Annotated in this window: 18 protein-coding genes and 1 pseudogene; 16 read left to right on the top strand and 3 right to left on the bottom strand. The window is 68.1% G+C overall.

Annotation, left to right across the window (positions count from 1 at the left end; translation table 11 throughout):
• The first annotated feature begins 1 nt into the window (after position 1).
• Genes DL991_RS33090 through DL991_RS33055 form a run of 8 tightly spaced genes read left to right on the top strand, consistent with a single transcriptional unit; the run spans position 2 to position 8,641 of the window.
• Positions 2-1,261, top strand: coding sequence for an MFS transporter (locus DL991_RS33090; RefSeq protein ID WP_125788285.1), 1,260 nt, complete (start codon positions 2-4; stop codon positions 1,259-1,261).
• A 30-nt stretch (positions 1,262-1,291) separates the two neighbouring features.
• Positions 1,292-3,043, top strand: a complete 1,752-nt coding sequence (locus tag DL991_RS33085) for an ABC transporter substrate-binding protein (RefSeq protein WP_125788284.1) — start codon at positions 1,292-1,294, stop codon at positions 3,041-3,043.
• Entirely contained in the window at positions 3,040-4,320 is a 1,281-nt protein-coding gene (locus DL991_RS33080) for an ATP-grasp domain-containing protein (RefSeq protein WP_125788283.1), read from the top strand. The genes DL991_RS33085 and DL991_RS33080 overlap by 4 nt, the downstream gene beginning before the upstream one ends.
• Positions 4,317-4,778, top strand: a complete 462-nt coding sequence (locus tag DL991_RS33075; RefSeq protein WP_125788282.1) for a cobalamin B12-binding domain-containing protein — start codon at positions 4,317-4,319, stop codon at positions 4,776-4,778. Before DL991_RS33080 ends, DL991_RS33075 begins: the two co-directional genes overlap by 4 nt.
• On the top strand, positions 4,775-6,082 hold the full coding sequence (locus DL991_RS33070; RefSeq protein WP_125788281.1) for a methylaspartate mutase: 1,308 nt from the start codon (positions 4,775-4,777) through the stop codon (positions 6,080-6,082). Before DL991_RS33075 ends, DL991_RS33070 begins: the two co-directional genes overlap by 4 nt.
• Positions 6,079-7,074 (top strand): asparagine synthetase A, encoded by a 996-nt coding sequence (locus tag DL991_RS33065; protein WP_125788280.1) that lies wholly within the window; start codon positions 6,079-6,081, stop codon positions 7,072-7,074. The genes DL991_RS33070 and DL991_RS33065 overlap by 4 nt, the downstream gene beginning before the upstream one ends.
• Complete coding sequence (locus DL991_RS33060) at positions 7,071-8,315, top strand: glutamate synthase-related protein (RefSeq protein WP_125788279.1); 1,245 nt, start codon at positions 7,071-7,073, stop codon at positions 8,313-8,315. The genes DL991_RS33065 and DL991_RS33060 overlap by 4 nt, the downstream gene beginning before the upstream one ends.
• Complete coding sequence (locus tag DL991_RS33055; RefSeq protein ID WP_125788278.1) at positions 8,312-8,641, top strand: hypothetical protein; 330 nt, start codon at positions 8,312-8,314, stop codon at positions 8,639-8,641. The genes DL991_RS33060 and DL991_RS33055 overlap by 4 nt, the downstream gene beginning before the upstream one ends.
• 363 nt (positions 8,642-9,004) lie before the next feature.
• On the opposite strand, the gene DL991_RS33050 is transcribed toward DL991_RS33055, so the two are convergent.
• Together DL991_RS33050 and DL991_RS33045 are read right to left on the bottom strand one after the other, a co-directional pair.
• Complete coding sequence (locus DL991_RS33050) at positions 9,005-9,355, bottom strand: MmcQ/YjbR family DNA-binding protein (RefSeq protein ID WP_125788277.1); 351 nt, start codon at positions 9,353-9,355, stop codon at positions 9,005-9,007.
• Complete coding sequence (locus DL991_RS33045; RefSeq protein WP_125788276.1) at positions 9,339-10,031, bottom strand: hypothetical protein; 693 nt, start codon at positions 10,029-10,031, stop codon at positions 9,339-9,341. Before DL991_RS33045 ends, DL991_RS33050 begins: the two co-directional genes overlap by 17 nt.
• Positions 10,032-10,218: 187 nt before the next feature.
• Here DL991_RS33045 and DL991_RS33040 point away from each other — a divergent pair, with 187 nt between their 5' ends.
• The 8 genes from DL991_RS33040 to DL991_RS33005 all read left to right on the top strand — a co-directional run bounded on the left by DL991_RS33040 (position 10,219) and on the right by DL991_RS33005 (position 20,478).
• A complete protein-coding gene (locus DL991_RS33040; RefSeq protein ID WP_125788275.1) occupies positions 10,219-11,685 on the top strand; it encodes an NB-ARC domain-containing protein in 1,467 nt (488 codons plus the stop codon).
• Between the two features lie 87 nt (positions 11,686-11,772).
• Positions 11,773-13,341 carry a carbamoyltransferase C-terminal domain-containing protein gene (locus tag DL991_RS33035; RefSeq protein ID WP_125788274.1) on the top strand — a complete coding sequence of 523 codons (1,569 nt, stop codon included), beginning with the start codon at positions 11,773-11,775 and terminating at the stop codon, positions 13,339-13,341.
• A 102-nt stretch (positions 13,342-13,443) separates the two neighbouring features.
• On the top strand, positions 13,444-14,601 hold the full coding sequence (locus tag DL991_RS33030; RefSeq protein ID WP_125788273.1) for an FAD-binding oxidoreductase: 1,158 nt from the start codon (positions 13,444-13,446) through the stop codon (positions 14,599-14,601).
• A complete protein-coding gene (locus DL991_RS33025) occupies positions 14,598-15,851 on the top strand; it encodes an ATP-grasp domain-containing protein (protein ID WP_125788272.1) in 1,254 nt (417 codons plus the stop codon). The genes DL991_RS33030 and DL991_RS33025 overlap by 4 nt, the downstream gene beginning before the upstream one ends.
• A 79-nt stretch (positions 15,852-15,930) precedes the next feature.
• Complete coding sequence (gene ddaH, locus DL991_RS33020; protein WP_125788271.1) at positions 15,931-16,743, top strand: dimethylargininase; 813 nt, start codon at positions 15,931-15,933, stop codon at positions 16,741-16,743.
• 10 nt (positions 16,744-16,753) lie between these two features.
• A complete protein-coding gene (locus DL991_RS33015) occupies positions 16,754-18,175 on the top strand; it encodes a cation:proton antiporter (RefSeq protein ID WP_125788270.1) in 1,422 nt (473 codons plus the stop codon).
• A 6-nt stretch (positions 18,176-18,181) separates the two neighbouring features.
• A complete protein-coding gene (locus DL991_RS33010) occupies positions 18,182-19,195 on the top strand; it encodes a TauD/TfdA family dioxygenase (RefSeq protein ID WP_125788269.1) in 1,014 nt (337 codons plus the stop codon).
• A gap of 428 nt (positions 19,196-19,623) precedes the next feature.
• Positions 19,624-20,478, top strand: a complete 855-nt coding sequence (locus tag DL991_RS33005) for an SDR family oxidoreductase (RefSeq protein ID WP_125788268.1) — start codon at positions 19,624-19,626, stop codon at positions 20,476-20,478.
• Here DL991_RS33005 and DL991_RS43560 read toward each other — a convergent pair.
• Positions 20,441-20,653 (bottom strand): annotated as a pseudogene (locus tag DL991_RS43560) (glycosyltransferase family 9 protein); the annotation flags it as partial. The gene DL991_RS33005 and the pseudogene DL991_RS43560 overlap by 38 nt on opposite strands.
• Positions 20,654-20,691: the final 38 nt, after the last annotated feature.

Below are 20,691 nucleotides of genomic sequence, written 5' to 3'. Positions count from 1 at the left end.
CATGTCACTCGACAGCACCCTCTCCCCCGACGTGGTCAGGAGTTCCCGGCTCGCCGAACGCCTGCTGGTGCCGGCGGGCTTCGTCACCACGGCGGGCAACGCGTTCCAGATCACCGCGGCCGCCATCCTGGTCTTCCACGCCGAACAGACCACCCTCGCCGTCGGCTGGCTGTTCATCGCGGTGTCCATCCCGCAGGTCGCGCTCGCCGTCCTGTTCGGCAAACTGGTCGACAAGGTCGACCGCCGGATGCTGTGCGTGGCGGCGGATCTGGTGAGCGCGATGACCGCGCTGGCGCTGCCGCTGTGGCTGTGGCTGGGCGGCCCGGCGAATCTGGGTTCCTACATCGCGAACTTCATGCTCGCCTGCACCGCGGCGTTGTTCATGCCCGCGAGCAACGGCCTGATCAAGGAACGGATCCGCGACGAGCGGCTCGGGAAGTTCAACTCGCACTTCGAGATGGCGAGCAACTCCGGCATGCTGCTGGCGTCCTCGCTGGCGGGCTTCCTGGTGATCTGGTTCGGCGCCACCCCGTTGTTCGTGTTCAACTCGCTGAGCTTCGTCCTCTCGGCCGTGCTGGTCTACGCGATCGGCCGCAAACCGGTCAAGACGCCGGTGACCGTCGAGACCACGACGACCGAAACCCCGGCGGCCCCGGCCGAGACGCCGGTGCGCCAGCCGGTGAAGCGGCTCGCGCTGTTGTACGCCAACGGGAACATCGGCCTGATGGTCGCCAACGTGATCCTGACGACGCTGATCCTGCAGACGTTCAACCAGGGCGCCTGGATGATCGGGGTGGTCGACGCGCTCGCCGGTGCCGGGTTCATCATCGGCGCCGCGGCGTACGGCAAGGTCAGCAAGCGGTTCAAGGGTATCCACCTCGCCGTGCTCGGCACGCTCGGCAACCTGATCTGCCTGGCGATCCAGCCGTTGCACTACATCGCGCTGATGGCGGCGATCCCGTTCGCCGGGTTCTGCTTCGCGCAAGGCCGGATCGCGGCCCGCACCCTGTTGATGCGGGCCAGCCCGGAAGAGCGCGTCGGCCGGATCTTCGGCGGCACCCAGGCACTGGGCCTCGGGCTCGGTGTCGGCGCGACGGTCGTGCTGTCCTCGCTGGCGGACGCGACTTCCGTGCCCTACGCCTTCTGGGGACTGGCTCTCCTGCAGGGCGCGATCGTGATCGGTACCTACTTCAGTCTGGCGAAACCGTTGTCGGCGCAGGAAAAGCGGCCGGCCGAGGTTCTCGAGGCGACCGCCGCCTGAGTGCGGCGACGAGCGGAGGAAACGAAAGTCATGACGGAAAAGCCGATCAAGGGCGGCGTGGCGACCTGGGCCTGCCTGCCCGGATTCCCGCCGGCGATCATCTTCCCGTTCACCCCAGGTGAGCGGTACGGCATGCGGAACCTCTACGAGTTCCAGATGCTGATGTACCGGCCGCTGTACTGGCTCGGCCGCGACGGCGAGCCGACGGTCGACCACGACCTCAGCATCGGCGAGGAGCCGGTGTGGGACGAAAGCGGCCGCACCTGCACGGTTCGCATCAAGCCGTGGAAGTGGTCCAACGGCGAGACGGTCTGCGCGGACAACGTCATCTTCTGGGTCAACATGCTGAAGGTGAAGGGGCCGAAGTTCGGCGCCTACACCGAGGGGTTCTTCCCGGACAACCTGGTGTCGTTCGAGAAAGTGGCCGAAGACAAGGTCAGTTTCACCTTCGACAAGGCGTATTCGAAGAACTGGATCCTGCTCAACCAGCTGACCATGATCACGCCGATGCCGAAGGCATGGGACCGCACCGCGGACGGACCCGCCGACGCCACGCACGACATCGGCCAGGCCGAGGCCGTGTACGAGTACCTGATGGCGGAGAACGGCGACCCCGTCGCCGAGGACAACAGCCACCGAACGCGCTGGGCGGACAGTCCTGTGTGGAGTGTCGTCGACGGTCCGTGGAAGCTGAAGAGCTACACCGAAGAGGGCGTCGTCACCTTCGTCCCGAACGAGCACTACAGCGGCCCGAACCCCGCGCACCTCGACGAGCTGCGCCAGGTCCCGACGTCGTCCGACGAACAGCAGTACGCGCTGCTGGAGTCGGGCGACGTCGAGGTCGGCTTCCTGCCGCTGGGCATGGGCGTCCAGCCGGACGGCGATCCGACCAAGGGTGGCCCCAACCCGCTCGGCGACGGCTTCCAGCTGGAACCGCAGATCCTGTTCACCATCAACTTCATCGCGGTGAACTTCGGCAACCCGACCATCGCCGGCCACCTGATCCGGCAGCCGTACATCCGGCAGGCGCTGCAGAGCTGTCTCGACCAGGAATACGGCGCGCGCGAGATCTACCAGGGTTACGGATGGAGCCAGACCGGCCCCATCCCGGTGCTGCCGACGAGTGACCTCGTCTCGCCGAAGATCACCGAACGTGGCGGCTTCTGGCCGTTCGACCTGGAGAAGGCGCGGAGCCTGCTCTCCGAGAACGGCTGGGACGTCAGCGTTTCCCCGGCGGTCTGCGTGCGTCCCGGCACCGGCCCCGGCGAGGCGGGCGAGGGCATCCCCGCCGGCACCGAGCTGAGTTTCTCGCTGCGGTACTGGGAAGGCAGACCGGCGCTGACCCGGCTGATGGAGCAACTGCGCGACAACGCGGCCAAGGCGGGTATCGAGATCCGCCTGCAGGAAGTGATGGGCTCGGTCCTGGTGGCGCAGGACGGCCCCGGCGAGGCGCGGATGTGGGAGCTGTCCTGCTGGGGCGGCGGCTGGGTCTACAACTATCCGACCGGCGAGAACCTGTTCCAGAGCTCGGCTTCCTGCAACTTCAGCAACTACCGCGACGCCAAGGCGGACGAGCTGATCGCGAAGACGGTCACCTCCGACGACCTCGAAGCGCTGCACGAGTACCAGGAGTACATCGCCGACCAGGCCCCGGTGATCTTCATGCCGACGTTCCCCCGGCGGTTGTTCGAGGTCAAGGGCAACCTGCGCGGGTTCTCGCCGATCAACCCGTACGGGCTGATCAATCCCGAGAACTGGTACTACGTCGAGGATGGGTCATGACGCGGCCGGTGCTGTTGGTCGGGTTCGTGGCCGCGGCGCTGGGTTCGTCCATCAAGGACTTCCAGCCCGACGGTTCGGTGATCTTCGTCGAGGAGCCCGACGTCGTCCGCAAACGCGACGCGCGGAAGACGGTGGCCGGTTCGGCGCTGGTGCGCGAGCTGATCGAATGGGAGTTCCACCTGCCGGGCAAGGCGGACGAGTTCTACCACGTCCACCACGACCTCGACCCGGCCGCGGTGGTGCCGCTGACCGAGTACGCGACCCCGTTCGCGGCCCGGCTCGCGGAACGCTACGGCCTGCCTGGCGCGGGGTTCGGCGCGGCGCGGATCCTGCGGGACAAGGCGGTGCTGCGCCTGGTCAGCCGGGCGGCGGGGATCGCGAACCCGGCTTCGGCGCGCGTCGAAAGCCCGGCGCAGGTCCGCGAGTTCATGGCCCGGCATCCGGGGAAGATCGTGCTGAAGCCCGCGAACCGGCAGGCGTCGGTGGGGACCAAGGTGCTCACCGACGAGGCCGAGGCCGAGCAGGCGTGGGCGAACTGTGTCGTGCAGGACGAGGGGATCTTCGTCCCGGACCGCGCGATGGAACTGAAGATGCTGGCCGAGAGCTTCGTCGAGGGCGACGAGTACAGCGTCGAGATGCTGCTGCGGGACGGTGAGCCGCTGTTCGCCAACGTCACCGGCAAGCAGCTGTTCCCCGGTCCGCGCCCGATCGAGCTCGCGCATATCGTTCCCGCCGACATCCCGGACGAGCTGACCGCGCTGCTGAACGAGGAGACGCGGCGCCTCACCCACGCGGCCGGGTTCCGCACCGGGATCGTCCACTGCGAATGGATCGTCTCGGACGGCGTCCCGTATCTGGTCGAATGTGCCGGCCGGTTCGCGGGCGATGGCATCATCGAGCTGATCCAGCGCGCCTACCCGGTCGAGCTGAACCGCGCCTACTTCTCGGTGATGAAGGACGAGCCGGTCGCGGACCTGTTGCCGCGCAAGGCCGAAGGCGGCGCGGCCGTCCGGTTCCTCTCGATCGAGCCCGGGCTCATCGAGGACGTACGCGGAGTGGAAAAGGCGTCGCAGTCCGAAGGCGTGTTCATGTGCGACGTCGGCGTTTCGGCGGGTGACCGGTTCGACGGGCTGCGCAGTTCGTGGGACCGCGTCGGCGATCTGATGGTGACCGCGGACAGCCCGGCGGAGGCGTTGCGCCTGGCCGAAGAGGCGGTCGCGCTGATCGAGATCGACGTGCGGCCGGATCGCGAAGAGAGGGAGAACGCCGCACCATGACCATCGAAGCCGTCCAGTCCGTACTCCCGGACGCCGGTCTCGACGTGATCGTCACCGGGCTCTCGTCGGACGCGCACACCTGGAACCTGGTGTACCTCGAGCTGTTGCTGGAGGAGCTGGGCTGCCGGGTGACCAACCTCGGCGCCTGCGTGCCCGACGCGGTCATCGTGCGCGAATGCGTCGCCCGGCGGCCGGATCTGGTGGTGATCAGCAGCCTCAACGGGCACGGTCGCCAGGACGGCGTCCGGTTGATGGAAGCCTTCCGCACGCGGGCGGAGCTGGTCACGACGCCGGTCGTCATCGGCGGAAAGCTCGACGTCACGGGCGGCAGCAACGCGGCACGGCTGCTGGAGGCCGGTTTCGACGCGGTGTTCGAGGACTCCGGCGGCCTGACCCCGTTCCGCACCTTCCTCCGCACGCTGTCCGTGCGCACCGGTGTCCCGCTGGGCGCCGGATGAGCGTGCTCGCCCCGCCGCGGGGACTGTCGTTCGGCGAGGTGATCGCGCGTCACCACGCCAAGGGAGAACTGGTCGTCCAGCCCCGGATGGGGTTCGCCGATCCGGGGCGGATGACCAGAGGGTTGCTCGCGACGAGGGCGGCGCGGGCCGCGACGGTCGGCACCATCACGATCGACAGCTACACCAGGGTGGGCGACCACGAGGCGGCTCGCGCGGCGCTGGCGGCCGACGCCGATCTCAACGGGTACCCGCTCGTCGACCACGATCCCGCGACGACGACGGCGTTGCTCGACGGCGTGCTGAGCAGGGACTTCCCGGTGCAGATCCGGCACGGTTCGGCGGACCCCCGCCGGATCGTGCGGACGTTGCTGGACTTCGGGCTGCACGCGACCGAGGGCGGGCCGGTGTCGTATTGCCTGCCCTACAGCCGGATGCCGCTCTCGGCGGCCGTCGACAACTGGCGGCGGTCGTGCGAAACGCTGGCCGAGGCCAGGGGCCCCGAGCTGGAGCCGCATCTGGAGACCTTCGGCGGCTGCATGATGGGCCAGCTGTGCCCGCCGGCGCTGCTGGTGGCGCTGAGTGTGCTGGAGGGGATGTTCTTCTGGCGGCACGGGATCCGCTGCCTTTCCTTCAGCTACGCGCAGCAGACCCACGCCGGGCAGGACGAGGAGGCCGTCGCCGCGCTGCAGGCGCTGATCAGGGAATACGTGCCACACGCGCGGACCCATGTGGTGATCTACGGCTACATGGGCGTCTATCCGAGGACCCCGGACGGCGCGCTCGCGCTGATCGCGGAGTCCGCTCGGCTGGCCGCGCGGACCGGGGCGAGCAGGCTGATCGTCAAGACCACCGCCGAAGCGCACCGGCTGCCGACCGTGGCGGAGAACGTGACCGCGCTGGAACACGCCGCCGAGGCCGCGCGGGGCGTGTCCCGTATCGGCCGTCTCGGCGACACTGGGATCCACGCGCAGGCGAAAGCGTTGGTGGACAACGTCCTTTCGCTCGACAGCGACCTCGGCAGGGCGCTGGTCACCGCTTTCGCTCGGGGCCAGCTGGATGTCCCGTTCTGCCTGCATCCGGACAACGCCGGCCGCGCGCGCGGCCGGCTGGACGCCGGTGGCCGCCTCGAATGGCAGCGGATCGGCGCGATGCCGCTGGGTGACCTCGTCGACCTGCCGGCGGACCGGCGGATGACTTCGAGCGACCTGCTGGACGCGCTGCGGTACGTCGAGCGGTCGTTCGACGAGAAGTACGGGCTGCCCGGAATCGAGACTGTACAACCAATACAGGGGAGTGGAACATGACCGGAACATCGGAAGCCGGGCTGCCGCCGGGCACCCGCGAACACCTGACGTCACCGGTGACGCAGGCGGCGTTGCGCATCCAGAACAGCATCACCGCGGGCACCCGCGAGTACCTCGGGATGAACGGGTTCGTGGAACTCCAGCCGCCGCTGATCGGACCGGTCACCGACCCTGGCTGCCGCGGTGCCAAACAGGTCGATGTCGACTACTACGGGCACAAGTACAAGATGATGACCAGCGTCATCCTGTACAAACAGGCGTCGTTGCTCGCGTTCGACAAGATCTTCTACGTCGCCCCGAACGTGCGGCTGGAGCCGCTGGAGACCTCGACCACCGGACGGCATCTGGTCGAGTTCACCCAGATCGACGTCGAGGTCGCGCGGGCGAGCCGCGAGGAGGTGCTCGACGTCGCTCAGGGCCTGCTCCGGCACGTGGTCACGTACACCCTGCGTGAGTCCAAAGTGGACCTCGCCACGCTGGGCCGGGACCAGGCGGCGTTCACGGCGCTGCTCGAAGAGGACTTCGAGCGGATGACGCACCGCGAGGCGGTGGCGCGGTTGCAGGGCCTGCGGCACGGGCAGAGTGCCGACGCGGAGATCGACTGGCAGGGCGAGCGGATCATCTCCGAGCAGACGAACCGGCCGTTCTTCATCGTCGACTATCCCAAGGGGTCGCGCGGGTTCACCGACGGCGAGTCCAGCACCGAACCCGGGGTGCTGCGGAACTTCGACCTCATCGCCTCGGACGGGTTCGGCGAACTGTGCAGCGGCGGCGAGCGCACGCACGAGTACCGGCGGCTGATCGAGCGGATGCGGGAGACGGGGGAGAACCCGGCGAAATACGCCTGGTACCTCGACCTCGCGCGCGAGGGGCTGCCGCCGAGCGCGGGTTTCGGGATGGGGCTCGAGCGGGTGACGCGGTACATCGCCGGGCTGGACGCGGTCTGGCAGGCCAACGCGTACCCGAAGCTGCCGGGGATCGCGGCGCCGTGATCACCGCACGGCAGCTCCCCGAAGACGCGATCCGCGCCAGGGCGCGGGAAGGCAGCGCGGCGATCTTCCCCGACGTCGCGGGATACGGCCGGTCGCTGTTCGGCGCGGACGTCGAATCGGGTACCGACGAACTCGACCGCGCGCGGATCGTGCCGCCGGTGTTCGTCCCGCGACGCCTGGAGAAGATGTTCGACCTCGCCCGCGAACCGGTCTACGGCGACGTCGGACTGTCGACCGTGCTCGGCGGCTTCACCGCGCCGTCGCCGGTGTTCCTGTGCGCGTTCGGATCCACACAGGTGGCGGGCAGCGGGCTCGGCATCGCCGTGAGCGAGCAGGCGGGCAGGCTCGGAATGCCGATGGTGATCGGCGAGAACGTCGTGCCCATGCACGGATACGGTCGCATGGGCGAAAGCGCCGAAGACGGCCTGCTCGGCCGGATCCGCGCGTACGCCGGCGTGGTGCCAGACGGGCTCGGCGGCGTCGTCGTCCAGCAGAGCACCGAAGACGCCGACGCGGAAGTGTGGAACCTCGTCTACAGCGACCCGTCGGCGACGAAACTGCTGGAAACCGGGCGGCTGGCCTTCGAGCTCAAGGTCGGTCAAGGCGCCAAACCGGGCCTCGGCGGGATGACCGTGCTCTCGCGCACGGCCGCGGGTGAGATCGCCGAACAGTACACAGTGGACGAAGCCTTCGGCGACGGCACGGCCATGGTGCTGCGGTCCAGCAGTCCCGGCACCTTCACCGGGGAAATCCTGCGCCAGCAGATCCACCTGATGCGCAACAACTACCCGCGGGCCCGGGCCTGGGTGAAACTGCACCCGGGCCGTGACGTCGGCGAGGCCGCGCAGGTCGCGTGGGCGGCGGGCGCGGACGCCATCACCGTGGACGGTGCCGAGGGCGGCACCGGCTGGGCGCCGTCGGTGTTCCTCGACCAGGTGGGGTTGCCGCTGGTGGAATGCCTGCGCAGGGTCGGCAAACATGACGCGTCGCTACTCGTGTCGGGGCGGATCTGGGAAGGGGCCCGCGCGCTGAAATGCCTGGCGATGGGCGCTTCCGCGGTCGGCCTCGGCCGGGCGGCGCTCCTCGCCGTCGACGAGGACGCGACCGAAGGGCTCGTGCGGCTGGTGCGCTGCCTCGAACTCGAACTGCGGCTCCTGGCCAGCGCGCTCGGGAAGTACGACCTCGCGGATCTCACCTCGGACGACCTGTGGTTCCCGACTCGAACGGAGCAGCACGGATGATCAACTACGACGGGAAACGGTTCCGCAAGGTCAGTGCCGACCCGAACGCGCCGGTCACCCTGTACCGGCAGAAGGACGACCTGGTGTGGGCCGAACTGACCGGCGGCGGTGTGCGGCTCGGGTCGCTCACCGGGAAATGCGGCGAGGACGGGACCATCGACATGGCGTACACGATGGTCCTGGCCGGCGGTCAGGTGATCGCGGGGCACAGCACGAACACCCCGGAGTTCCTCCCGGACGGGAGGATCCGGCTGAACGAGGTCTGGGAGCGGTACGGGACTCCTGGCTCTCGCGGAACCTCCGCTATCGAAGAGGTCGCCGAGTAGGTCTTTTGCGCGTGAAGGCCCCCTTCCCTCGGCTGAGCCGAGGGAAGGGGGCCTTCACGCGCTTATGGGGTGCGGCAGGCGTTCGGTGCAGGTGGTCGTGGCGAGGACCGAACACACGTGATTGAAGGCGTAACACACGTGATTGAAGGCGTAACTCTCGCACCCGGCTGTCATCCGTCCCCAGACACGCGAGTTACGGCTCCAGACACGCGAGTTACGGCTTCAATCACGCGAGTCACGCGTCAACACGATGCCGGGCCGCCGCAGCACCGGATTTCTACCCGCTTCATCGGCCGAATGGCGATTCACGCGACCGAAAAGGGCAGTCGAGGGGGCCGAACGGCGCACGCCGAAAGGAGGATTTCACCGCGGGTTCTTTTCCAGGTATTCCGTCCAGACCTTCTTGGGCACGCACATTCGCCAAGAGTCGACGATCAGCTCTCGTAACTCCTCGTAATCGATCGCGGACAGCCGGACGCGAACCCACTGATAGCGCATATCGGAGGGAATCGGCATCATGAACTTGTCCGGCTCGCCTGCCACCAGCGCTTCCCGCTCTTCTTTGGGATAGCCGAATCCCATCACGGTTTCGTCGGGTGAGAGCGAAAGGAAGACGATTCGCCCCACGCGGAACTTCGCCCGGTCCCGGACCAGTGCCTCATAGGCGCGGGGTAGCTCCGAAGCGATCTTTCTGACGTCATCCCCGGTTACCATTTTTCCACCATTCTCCGCTGTCTGTTCCCCAGTCACCCTTGGCGCCCATGGTGAAGGCGACGTAAAGGTATTCGTCGAGGACCTTCGCCAGTGACACGGGCCTGCCCACCAGGGCGGGGATGTCCTCCCCGCCGTCTCCCGCCTCCGCGATCACCGCGGCGGCCCAGTCGCGGCCGAGCCGGAGGTGCCTGCCGAACGCGGCGCCGTCGCGGGCGCCGTGGAGGGCGGCCGCGATGGCGGCGTCCCACGGCATGATCGTGTTGGGCAGCAACGCATACAGTGCCTTGGCCGCGGCGGTCGGACCGAGGGTGCGCCGGGCCCGTCCGGCTGAGACGACGACGCCCGAGAGGTCCGCGTACGCCTTCGCGGCGGTGTCGATCCCCGTGTCGGTCAGGTCGGCGAGGTCGACGGATGGGAGCGTAGTGCCCCAGGTCTCCCACCAAGCCCGGACCCCCTCGTCGAAGGGGGCGGGTTCGCCGTCCCGAGGGTAGCGGATCCGGCATCCCCACGAGTTCAACCAGCGAAGAAGAATTGTGCGATGTGCGGGCTGTGACAGGTCGATCGCGGACCGCGTTTCTTGTACGAGTCGAAGCCATGAGGTGTCGGCATTCGCGAAGCCGTTGAACACTTCGGCGGCCCGCCGGAGTTCGGCGAGTGGCGGCAGGGCGTCAGACATGCGCGAACTCTATCCGGTGCCACCAAGGGGGTGAATTTCCGCGTCCAACTATTGGACTTTGTACATTGAGTCACCTATTTGTATCTGCTGCATGGTTGATTGGTCCTTTAGGGTTGTGGCCAGGAAGGCCGCAGGGGTGGTGGTCACGCAGCGCGATTGCGTTACCCCATCCAGGGGAGGAGATGGCATGGGCAGACCCGAGCGACCGTTGGACGGCACAACCGGTCCGATCGCCGCATTCGCTCACGATCTGCGCGTTTTGAGGAACCGAGCGGGAAACCCGAGCTACCGGGAACTCGCGAGGACGGCACTGTTCGCACCTTCCGTGCTGTCCAGCGCGGCCAGCGGCCACCGACTGCCCACTCTCGCCGTGACCTTGGCGTTCGTCTCCGCGTGCGGTGGGGATCGTGCGGCGTGGGAACGACGTTGGCGGAGTGTCGCCGGGCAGACCGGGAGCGGCGCCGAGGTCCGGGAGGACCGTGCGCCCACGTCACCGCAGGCGGAGGTTCCGCCGGATGCCGCGCACGCGGTGTCATCCGGCGTCATCCGTCTCGCCCATCCGGCTCAGCTGCCCATGGGATCGAGGACTTTCGTCGGCAGGGAACGGGATCTGGCCGACGCCGCCGGGATGATCGGGTCGACCGGGCCGGTCAAGGTGCCGTTGCTCGTCAGCGGGCCGATAGGCGTGGGGAAGACGGCCTTCGCCTTGCGGCTGGCCGAAGAGGTGGCGGCGGACTTCCCGGACGGGCAGCTCTACGCCGATCTGGGGGACGGCGGAACCGGTGGCCGGTCGGCCAACGGGATCGTGCGTGGTTTCCTGCGCGCGCTCGGCGTGCCGGCGCATCTCGTGCCCGACGACCCGATGCAGCGGATCGGGCTGTACCGATCCCTGCTCGCGGAACGCAGGTTGTTCGTGCTCCTCGCGGGCGTCAGCGACGAAGGACAGGTGCGGCCGCTGCTGGGCCGGGCCCCGCACAGCCAGGTCGTGGTGACCAGCCGCGCCCGGCTGCTGGGGCTGGAGGACACGAACCGGATCGAGCTGGACACGTTCTCCCGCAAGGAATCGCTGACATTGATCGGCAGGATCGCCGGCCAGGGCCGGGTGCGGTCGGAACACGACGCCACCGACACGATCGCCGAGTTGTGCGGGGATCTGCCGTTGGCGATCAACATCGTCGGCCGCAAGATCGCCGCGCGTCCGGAATGGGCGATCGCGTACACGGCGGGCCAGCTCGCCGATCGCGAGCGGCTCATGGACAGTCTCGCCGTGGGAGACGTCAATGTCCGGGACCGGTTCACCTCGGCGTATGAACGGCTTTCGGTCGCCGAACGGGAGGCCGTCCATCACTTCGGGCAGAGTGGGGCGGGCTGGACGACGTCGATCGGCATCGCGGCGGCGATGGGCATCATGATCGAAACCGCCGACGAACTCCTCGAATCCGTAGTGGACGCCGGACTTCTCCGGCGTGCCAGCGTCGCCGGCCGGTACGCGGTCTCCCGATTGGTCAGTGCGTTCGCCGCCGAGCGGCAGCGCGAACCGAGCCCGTTCGCCGCCGCCGTCCCGATAGTGGGCCGCAGGGCCAGGAAGAACGCGTTCGAATCGCTGCGCCACGAGGCCGTGCGCACGCTGCCGGGTGGCTCGTCCGAAGGTTGATTGTTCTCCCCGTGCGGCGCTTCCGGTCAACGAGCCGCGCGGTTTGAATGAGTCGACGAATGAAGGCGAGCGAAATTCGGTGACACAATGCTGATTCTGTCGATGAAGGAGGGTCACGATGGCGGGATCGTGGCGATCGAGGACGGCAAGCTGCTGTTCGCGCTGGAGTCGGAAAAGGACAACTACCCGCGCTACGACCGGATCACCGGCGAGCTGATCGCGCGTGCGGCGGGCATGCTCGACTCCCGTCCCGACGTGGTCGCGCTCGGTGGCTGGGTCAAGGGGGAATTCTCGGTGGAACCGCCCTCCCGCACCGGATACTTCGGTGTCGGCGAGGGCGCGATCTCCGATGAGGCGGGCAAGTTCTTCGGCAAGGACGTGCGCTACTTCTCCTCCACTCACGAGCGCTCGCACATCTACACCTCCCTCGGGATGGCGCCCGCCGCCCCCGGCCAGGAGTACTACTCCCTGGTGTGGGAAGGGAACATCGGCGACTTCTACCGGATCGACGAACACGGTGAGGCCACACATCTGAAGCACGTGCTGACCGACCCCGGTGCGAAGTACGCGTACCTGTTCGCGCTGGCGGACCCGGGCTTCCCGATGGGCAAAGGAAAGTTCCGGTTCAACGACGCCGGCAAGCAGATGGCGCTGACCGGGTTCGCCGAGCCCGGCCCGCTCACCCCGGACGAGCAGAAGACCATCGACTTCATCCTCGACCGCGACGGCATCATCCTCGGTCTGTCCAAAGAGGAGATGTCCTGGTCCCATCTGTACAACGCCGGCGTCTGGTCGCAGGAGTACCGCAACGCGGCGGCGAAGCATTCGCAGGCGATCTTCGACCGGTTCCACGACTACGCCGAGAAGAACCTGACCGAAGGCCTGCCGCTGCTGATCTCCGGCGGCTGCGGTCTGAACTGCGACTGGAACCGCTTGTGGCGTGAGAGCGGCCTGTTCTCCTCGGTGTTCGTGCCGCCTTGCCCCAACGACAGCGGTTCCGCGCTGGGCACGGCCATCGACGCGCAGTGGTTCTACACCGGGCAGGCGACCATCGATTGGGACGTCTACGCGGGGGAGAACTTCGTCGAGGACGTCGTCCCGGATCCCGCCAAGTACGAGACGCGGCCGCTCGTGGCGAGCGAGGTCGCGAAGTACCTCAAGGACGGCAACATCATCGGCTGGGCGCGTGGCCGGTACGAGATGGGCCCGCGGGCGCTGGGCAACCGGTCGATCCTGGCCGCGCCGTTCACCGTGGACACCACCGTGCGGCTCAACAAGATCAAGCGCCGCGAGGACTACCGCCCGATCGCCCCGATCGCGCTGGAATCCGACGCCCCCAAGTGGTTCGTCGGCTCGGTCGAGGATCCGTACATGTTGTACTTCAACCACGTCACCTCCGACGAGTTGAAGGCCATCACGCACATCGACGGGACCGCGCGCACCCAGACGGTGACGCGGGAACGCAACGCCGGCATCACCGACCTGCTCGAGGCGTTCCGCGAGCAGACCGGGTTCAGCGTGCTCTGCAACACCTCGCTGAACAACAACGGGCGCGGTTTCCTCAACCGCACCAGCGATCTCATCGAGTACGGGGAGACGTACGGCCTCGACGGCTACGTCATCAACGACACGTTCGTGACCCCGCGCGACTCCTGAATCCTTGCCCAACGGGGGCAAGACCCGGATGCCACGCGCCCAGTCGTGGCATCCGGGGACCTCGTCGCGTCCATCGAACTTTTCGCCAGGAGGGGGAAGGCCATGCGAGTCGTGCTCGCGGGCGGCGGGGTCATCGCGTTGCTGACCGCCGTGGAATGCGTGTCGGCCGGGCACGAAGTGGTGATCGCCGATCAGGCGGACATCCCGTTCTCCGGCGCGACTTCGTTCGACCGTCATCGAGTGCTGCGCGCACTGCACCCCGGTGACCTCGCCACGACGGCGGCCGCCGTCGGTGCGCACCACGCGTGGATCGAACTCGAACACCTGCTGTCCACGGCGTTCTACGAACAGTCCGGCGCGCTCACCGCGCTCGGGACGGACGACGCGACTGCAGCGCGGGACCTGCTGACAGTGGCCGGATCGAAGGCCGAAGTGTTCGGCGCGGACGAACTCGCCGCCGAGTTCCCGCACGCCGGATTCGCCCCTGGGACGGGCGCGGTCTTCGAGTCGCACGCGGGGATCCTGCTCGCCGATCGCTTGCTGGCGGCCTGCGCCGGCTGGCTGCGTTGGCACGCGCACGCGGAACTCCACCCGCATCGCAAGGTGGTCGGGGTCGACGCCGACCGGGCCGAGGTCCGGCTTGCCGACGGCGAGATGCTCCGCGGGGACGCGGTCCTGCTGGCGGCGGGGCCGTGGTCGCGGGAGCTGCTGGCGCCCGAGCTGTCCAGGGAACTCGTGCTGCACCGGCAGACCATGCTCTACTGCGACGTGCCGCCCGCCGACGCCGCCGCGTGGGCCGCGACCCCGGCGATCACCTCGCTCGGCTCCGACGGCGGCGCCTGGCTGGTGCCGCCGGTCGCCGGGACGCCGTTGAAGCTCAGCGCCGCGAGCGCGTGCCGGGTGGTCGACGAGGTCGGCGGCGCCACCGTGCCCTCGTGGTGGCGTGAGCACCTGATCGACACGTTCACCGCGCTGATCCCGGGCTTCCGCCGGGACTGGCTGATCGACACCCGGGACTGCCACTACCTGGCCCGGCGCTCCACCCTCGGCCCGATGCTCGCCGTCCTGGGCGACCGGGTCCTGTCCTACGCGGCGTGCGGCGGCTCGTCGTTCAAGTTCGCCCCGCTGATCGCCCGCTCCCTCGCCGCGCGCCTGACCGGCGCCGAACCGGCCCCGACCGGACTCGAACCGCTCGACCGGCCGCTCGTGCGAGCGGACGGTGTCCACCCGATCCGTCCTGCCCTACGAGGTGTGTCGTGAAACTGCTCGCGCTGGAAGCCAGCCAGAACTCCTACTACTACCTGCCCCGGTACCAGCAGATCGAGGACTTCGGCGGGGTGCTGTACGTGCTCAACGGGATCGGGACCGAGGATCTCTGGCCGTCCGAGCGTTACCGGGTCGCCGGCAGCAACCACATCGACGACCTGATCCGGCACGCGAAGGCCTGGCACGCGGAAGAGTCCTTCGACGGAGTGCTCACCTTCTCCGAGTCCGGTGTGGTCCTGGTCGCCGCGGTGGCCGAAGCACTCGACCTGCCCGGCGTGGGAGTGGACGCGGCGCGGACGAGCCGGAACAAGCTGATCATGCGGCAGGCGCACGAAAAGGGCGAGGCCGCACATCCGAACTTCCGATTCGTCGAAGACCTCGATTCGGCCCTTCGAGCGGCCGAAGACTTCGGCTATCCGGTGATCCTCAAGCCGACGCTCGGCGCGGCCAGCAACTTCGTGTTCCGGGTCGACGACGAGGAGAAGATGCGGGAGCGCTACGCACAGGCGCGCGAAGGCATCGACGGCATGAGCTGGTACAACATGGAGGCCGAAGGCCTGGACCTCGGCCCGCACGGCCTGCTCGTCGAGTCCTTTCTGGACGGTCATGAGCACCTCATCGAAGCCGTCGCCTGGGACGACGAGGTCTACCTCGGGTCCATTGTGGACAGGGTCACGTCGGAGGGCGAGACCTTCGACGACGACGTGCACCACGCGCCCACGTCGCTCACCGCCGAACAGGTCGCCGAGGTGCACGCCGTGGTGACCGCCGGGGTACGGGCACAGGGGCTCACTCGCGGCGCGTTGCACGCCGAAGTCCGCTTCCACCAGGGCAAACCGTTCCTGCTGGAGATCGCGGTCCGCCCCGGCGGCGGCGGACTCGACCACATGGCCCGGCTTTCGGCGGGCTACGACCCGATCAAGGGACTCATGGACGTCTCCCGCGGGGTGCGGCCGGACGTCCGCCATTTCAGCCCGACCGGACTGCACACCGCCGCGATGTGCCTGATCTGCCCGGGCGGCGTGATCGCCTCGATCGAGGTCCCGCCGGCGGTGAACGACTCGGAATCCCTGTACTACCTCAAGATCTTCGCGAAGCCGGGTGACCTGATCAAGCGCCCGCCGCTGGGCAACAACATCTTCGGCGGCATCGGCGCGCTCGGCTCGACCTTCGACGAAGCCATGCGCAACGCGAACGACCTGGCGGGCAAGATCGAGGTCAAACTCTCCGAAACCCAGAAGTAGTACCGAATCCTGTTCGACGAAACCGGAGCCTCACCCAGGGTCCGGTGGCGGAAGACGCCCAAAACCGCGTGGAGGAAGCGTGTCACGGACTGCCACCCAACGGCAATACCTGATGGTCAGACCGACGTACTTCGACGTCGAGTACTCGATCAATCCCTGGATGGACCCGAAGAAACCCACGGACACCGAGCTGGCCGTCGCGCAATGGGAGTGGCTGCGCGATCTGTACGTCGACCTCGGCCATCGTGTCGAGCTGCTCGATCCGTTGCCCGGCCTGCCCGACATGGTGTTCGCGGCCAACGGCGCCACCGTGGTCGACGGGCAGGTGCTCGTCGCGCGATTCCACCACGTGCAGCGGGCGGGCGAGTCCGAGGCGTACCTGGAATGGTTTCGGGCCAGCGGATACCGCTACGTGCGGCAGGCGCAGTGGGTGAACGAGGGCGAGGGCGACTACCTCGTCACCGGGAGCACGATCCTCGCCGGGACCGGGTTCCGCACGAACCCCGAGGCGCACAACGAATCCCGCGAGTTCTTCGGCCGTCCGGTGACCAAGCTGACGTTGATCGACCCGCGGTACTACCACCTCGACACGGCGCTCGCCGTCCTCGACGAGGACACGGTCATGTACTACCCGGGTGCGTTCTCCGAGGACAGCCGTCTGCTGCTGAAGGAGATGTACCCCGACGCGATCCTCGCCTCCGAACGTGACGCGTCCGTCTTCGGTCTCAACGCCGTCTCCGACGGCAAGCACGTCGTGCTGCCGCAGGCGGCCACCGAGCTGACCGCGCAGTTGCGGGAGCACGGCTTCGAACCGATCGGTGCCGACCTGTCCGAATTGCTCAAGGCGGGCGGCAGTGTCAAATGCTGCACGCTGGAACTACGTGCCGGTTAGGGAGAACTCGATGGATACGGCTGTGCGGGATCGGGTCGGGCGCACCACACTGCGCCGGATCTTCGTCGGGACGGCGTTGATCGCGGTCCCGGCGGTGGTCGTCGTCGTGGTGCTCGGACTGGGAGCGGCCAACGCGCCGGTCGTGAGCACGGCGGCCAAGGCCGCGGGCGGCGGACCCGACGTCTACGCGCGCCTGCTGGTCGCGCTGCCGGTGATCCTGGGCGCCTGCCATCTGGCAGGCGTCCTGGCCCGGCGGCTCGGCCAGCCCGCGGTGATCGGCGAGATCGTCGCGGGCATCCTGCTGGGGCCGTCGCTGTTCGGGATCGTCTGGCCCGGCGCGTTCGGCTGGTTGTTCCCCGGCGGAGTGGTCTCGGCGATCGACATCCTTTCCCAGCTGGGCCTGATCTTCTTCATGTACCTGGTCGGATCCGAGATCGATGTCGACGCGGTCCGCAAGCGCGGCTTCACGGCGGTGACGGTCAGCCAGGTCAGCATCGCGCTGCCGATGGTCTGCGGCATCCTGCTCGCGCTCGGCATGTATCCGACTTTCGGCGGAGACGTCGGCTTCCTCGCGTTCGGACTGTTCATCGCGGTCTCCATGAGCGTGACGGCCTTCCCGGTGCTGGCGAGGATCCTCACCGACCGGGGGATCTCGAAGACCCCGCTGGGCGCGCTCGCGCTCACCTGCGCCGCAGTCGACGACGTCGCCGCGTGGTGCCTGCTGGCCGTCGTGGTCGCCGTCAGCCAGGGCGGGGCGCCGTCGGAGGTCTTCCTGACCGCCGGGCTCACCCTCGCGTTCGTCGTGGTCATGATCTATGTCGTCAAGCCACTGCTGGGCAAGGTGCTCAGCCGGGTGCCGGAACCCGCGGTGCTCGCGATCCTGCTCGGCGGGATCATGCTGTCGGCCTTGGCCACCAACGAAATCGGCATCCACGCGATCTTCGGCGCCTTCCTCTTCGGCGTGATCGCGCCGAGGACGGACCCGGTCGTCGCCCGCGCGGCAGGGAAGCTCGGCAGCGTCACCCTCACCCTGCTGCTGCCGCTCTTCTTCGCCTACACGGGACTGCACACCGAGTTCAGCCTGCTCGGCTCCGGATCGTTGTGGCTCTGGACCGTGCTGATCACGGCGGTGGCGGTGTTCGCGAAGTGGGCGGGCAGCACCGCGGCGGCGCGGTTGACCGGTGTCGGCTGGCGCGAGTCGCTGTCGCTCGGGGCGCTGATGAACTGCCGGGGGCTCACGGAACTGGTGGTGCTCAACGTCGGCCTCCAGCTGAAGGTGATCAGCCCGGCGGTGTTCGCGATGCTCGTGATCATGACGCTGGTCTCGACGATCGCGACCGCCCCCGCGCTCACCCTGATCGCCAAGTTCGGGAAGAAGTCCGGAAAGGACTTGGACAAGACCGCCGGTCCAGCGGCGGCGGAGAGCAGATAGGACACCATGACCAGTAAGCAGGAAACCCTAGTCAGCACCTTCGCCGAGGTCGTGCTCGCCGACGAGGTCCGGGACACCATCGGCAGCGAGCTGCGGTCCTTCCCGAACCCCGCCGACGACATCGACCGCTCGCTCGCGATGCTCCGGGTCGCGTTCTCGAAGCTGCCGATCGAGCAGTTGCAGACGATCCTGGACTTCGGCAGGCACGTCGACACCCCCGGCGTCGCGCTCGTGCGCAACCTGCCGGTGGACCAGGAGCTCCCGGAGACGCCGGTCGACGGGGAACCCAGCAAGGACAAGAAGACGTTCGTCGCCGAGACCGTCCTTTTGGGACTGAGTCAGCTGCTCGGCGAGCCCGTCGGGTTCACCACCGAGAAGAGCGGGCGGCTCGTGCACGACGTCGTCCCGGTCTCAGCGGGGGCGCGGAGCCAGACCAACCAGAGCTCGCACGTGTTCCTGAACTTCCACAACGACATCGTGCACGACGACCTCGGTCGCTACGACGTGTCCAATCCGGACTTCCTGGTGCTGAACTGCGTACGTCAGGACGGGAACAAGGAGGCCGTCACCTACTACGCCGACGGCCGGGACATCTCCGCCGCACTGGCCCCCGAGGTGCTCGACGTCCTGCGCCGCCCGCTGTTCCGGCTCAACGCGCCCGGCAGCTACGTGCGCGACGTCGCGAAGGGGGCTGACGTGCTGTCCGACCTCGTGCCGATCATCTCCGGGCCGGCGGACTCGCCGGAAGTGGCGGTATCGGCCAACGGTGTGGTGGGGGAGACCGTCGAGGCGGAACAGGCGCTCGAGGAACTGCAGCGGATCTGCCGCGAGGTCGCGCACCAGGTCAGACTGGAGCCGGGGACGGCGCTGCTGATCAACAACCGAAAGGGCCTGCACGCGCGGTCGCAGTTCTTCGCGCGGCACAACGGGCGGGACCGGTGGTTGCAGCGCACCTACATCCGCCGGAGCCTGTGGACGATCCGGTACCGGGGCACGGCGGAGGACCGGCGGGTGCACTGAGCCTTCCTGCCCGTAGTCCGCGACGTGGCCGGACGGACGCCACGCGTGACTGGATGGCCGACACGCGTGATCCGACGGACGACGCACGTGATCAGAGGGACGACACGCGTGTCGTCCCTCTGATCACGTGTGTCGTCCATCCCAACACGCGTGTCGTCCCTCCAAGCACACGTGACCGCCCTTGGCCGCGGGTGATGCGAAAGCCACTTTCGCAACGTTGAAGGTTGCGAAAGTGGCTTTCGCAACGCTTGACCTGGGCGCACCGGTTCGTGGTGCCGTGGTCGCGTCGGGGTGGCGTGCTCCCAATGTGGCATTGGGGACGGTGAGCGTCCCCAATGCCACATTGGGTGCGCCGCGGCGGCCGCGCATGTTCGAGAGAGCGGCCATCCGGGTAACCGTCGGCGAAAGCACCCGACGGGAGGATTCCGATGCCAGACAAGTTACGGCCACCGCAGCAGCAGGAACCGCCGGGCGTGACGTCGAAGATGGACCCGCCGCCTCGCGACTCCATGGAGGACTACGAGGGCCGCGGTCTGCTGAGCGGTAAGCGTGCGCTCATCACCGGCGGCGACTCCGGGATCGGCCGCGCGGTCGCCATCGCCTTCGCGAAAGAGGGCGCCGACGTGGCGATCGCCTACCTGAACGAGCACGAGGACGCGAAGTACACTGAAGAGCGCGTACGAGCTGAAGGGCGCGAGTGCCTCCTTCTGCCGGGTGACCTGGCTGAGGCGGCGCAGTGCCGCGAGATCGTCGACCGGACGGTGAACGAGCTCGGCCGCTTGGACATCCTGGTCAACAATGTCGCCACGCAGTGGCCGGTCGATTCCCCGGAAGAGCTCACCGACGAGCAGTGGACCCACACCTTCGACGTGAACATCCACAGTTTCTTCCGGGTCACCAACGCCGCCTTGCCCCATCTGGGGGAGGGCTCGGTGATCATCAACACCGGTTCGGTGAACGGCTTGCGGGGCAACAAGTCCCTGATCGACTATTCCGCGACCAAGGGTGCCGTGCACGCCTGGACGTACGCGATGGCGCAGGCACTGGCCGATCGCGGGGTGCGGATCAACTGTGTCGCGCCCGGTCCGGTGTGGACACCGCTGATCCCGTCGACCTTCCCGCCCGAGAAGGTGGAGAAGTTCGGCCTCCAGGTCCCGTTCGAGCGCGCGGCTCACCCCGACGATCTCGCGCCGTCGTACGTCTTCCTGGCGTCCAACCGGCTTTCGTCGTACTACAGCGGCGAGGTCATCGCCGCGCTGGGCGGCGAGACGACACCGGGATGAGGCTCGCGACCGCGTCGACGACGGTTTCGGGCGCGATACGGTCCAGGCACGGATGGCCGGGCACGGGGCAGACCCGGGCACCGCTGTCCTTGCAGGCCGCGTGCTGGTCGCCGAGCACTTCGGACGGCACATCGTGCGGTGCCCAGCGCGACGACGGCACGACAGGGGCGAACAGCGGGCAACCGGCCTCCGAATACTTCGAGGAGGTGCGAA

Origin of the sequence: Amycolatopsis sp. WAC 01375 (assembly GCF_003947325.1) — a bacterium.
Taxonomy (GTDB): Bacteria; Actinomycetota; Actinomycetes; order Mycobacteriales; family Pseudonocardiaceae; genus Amycolatopsis.
Note: the sequence above shows the minus strand (reverse complement) of the source record. Positions and strands in the feature narration are given on the sequence as shown.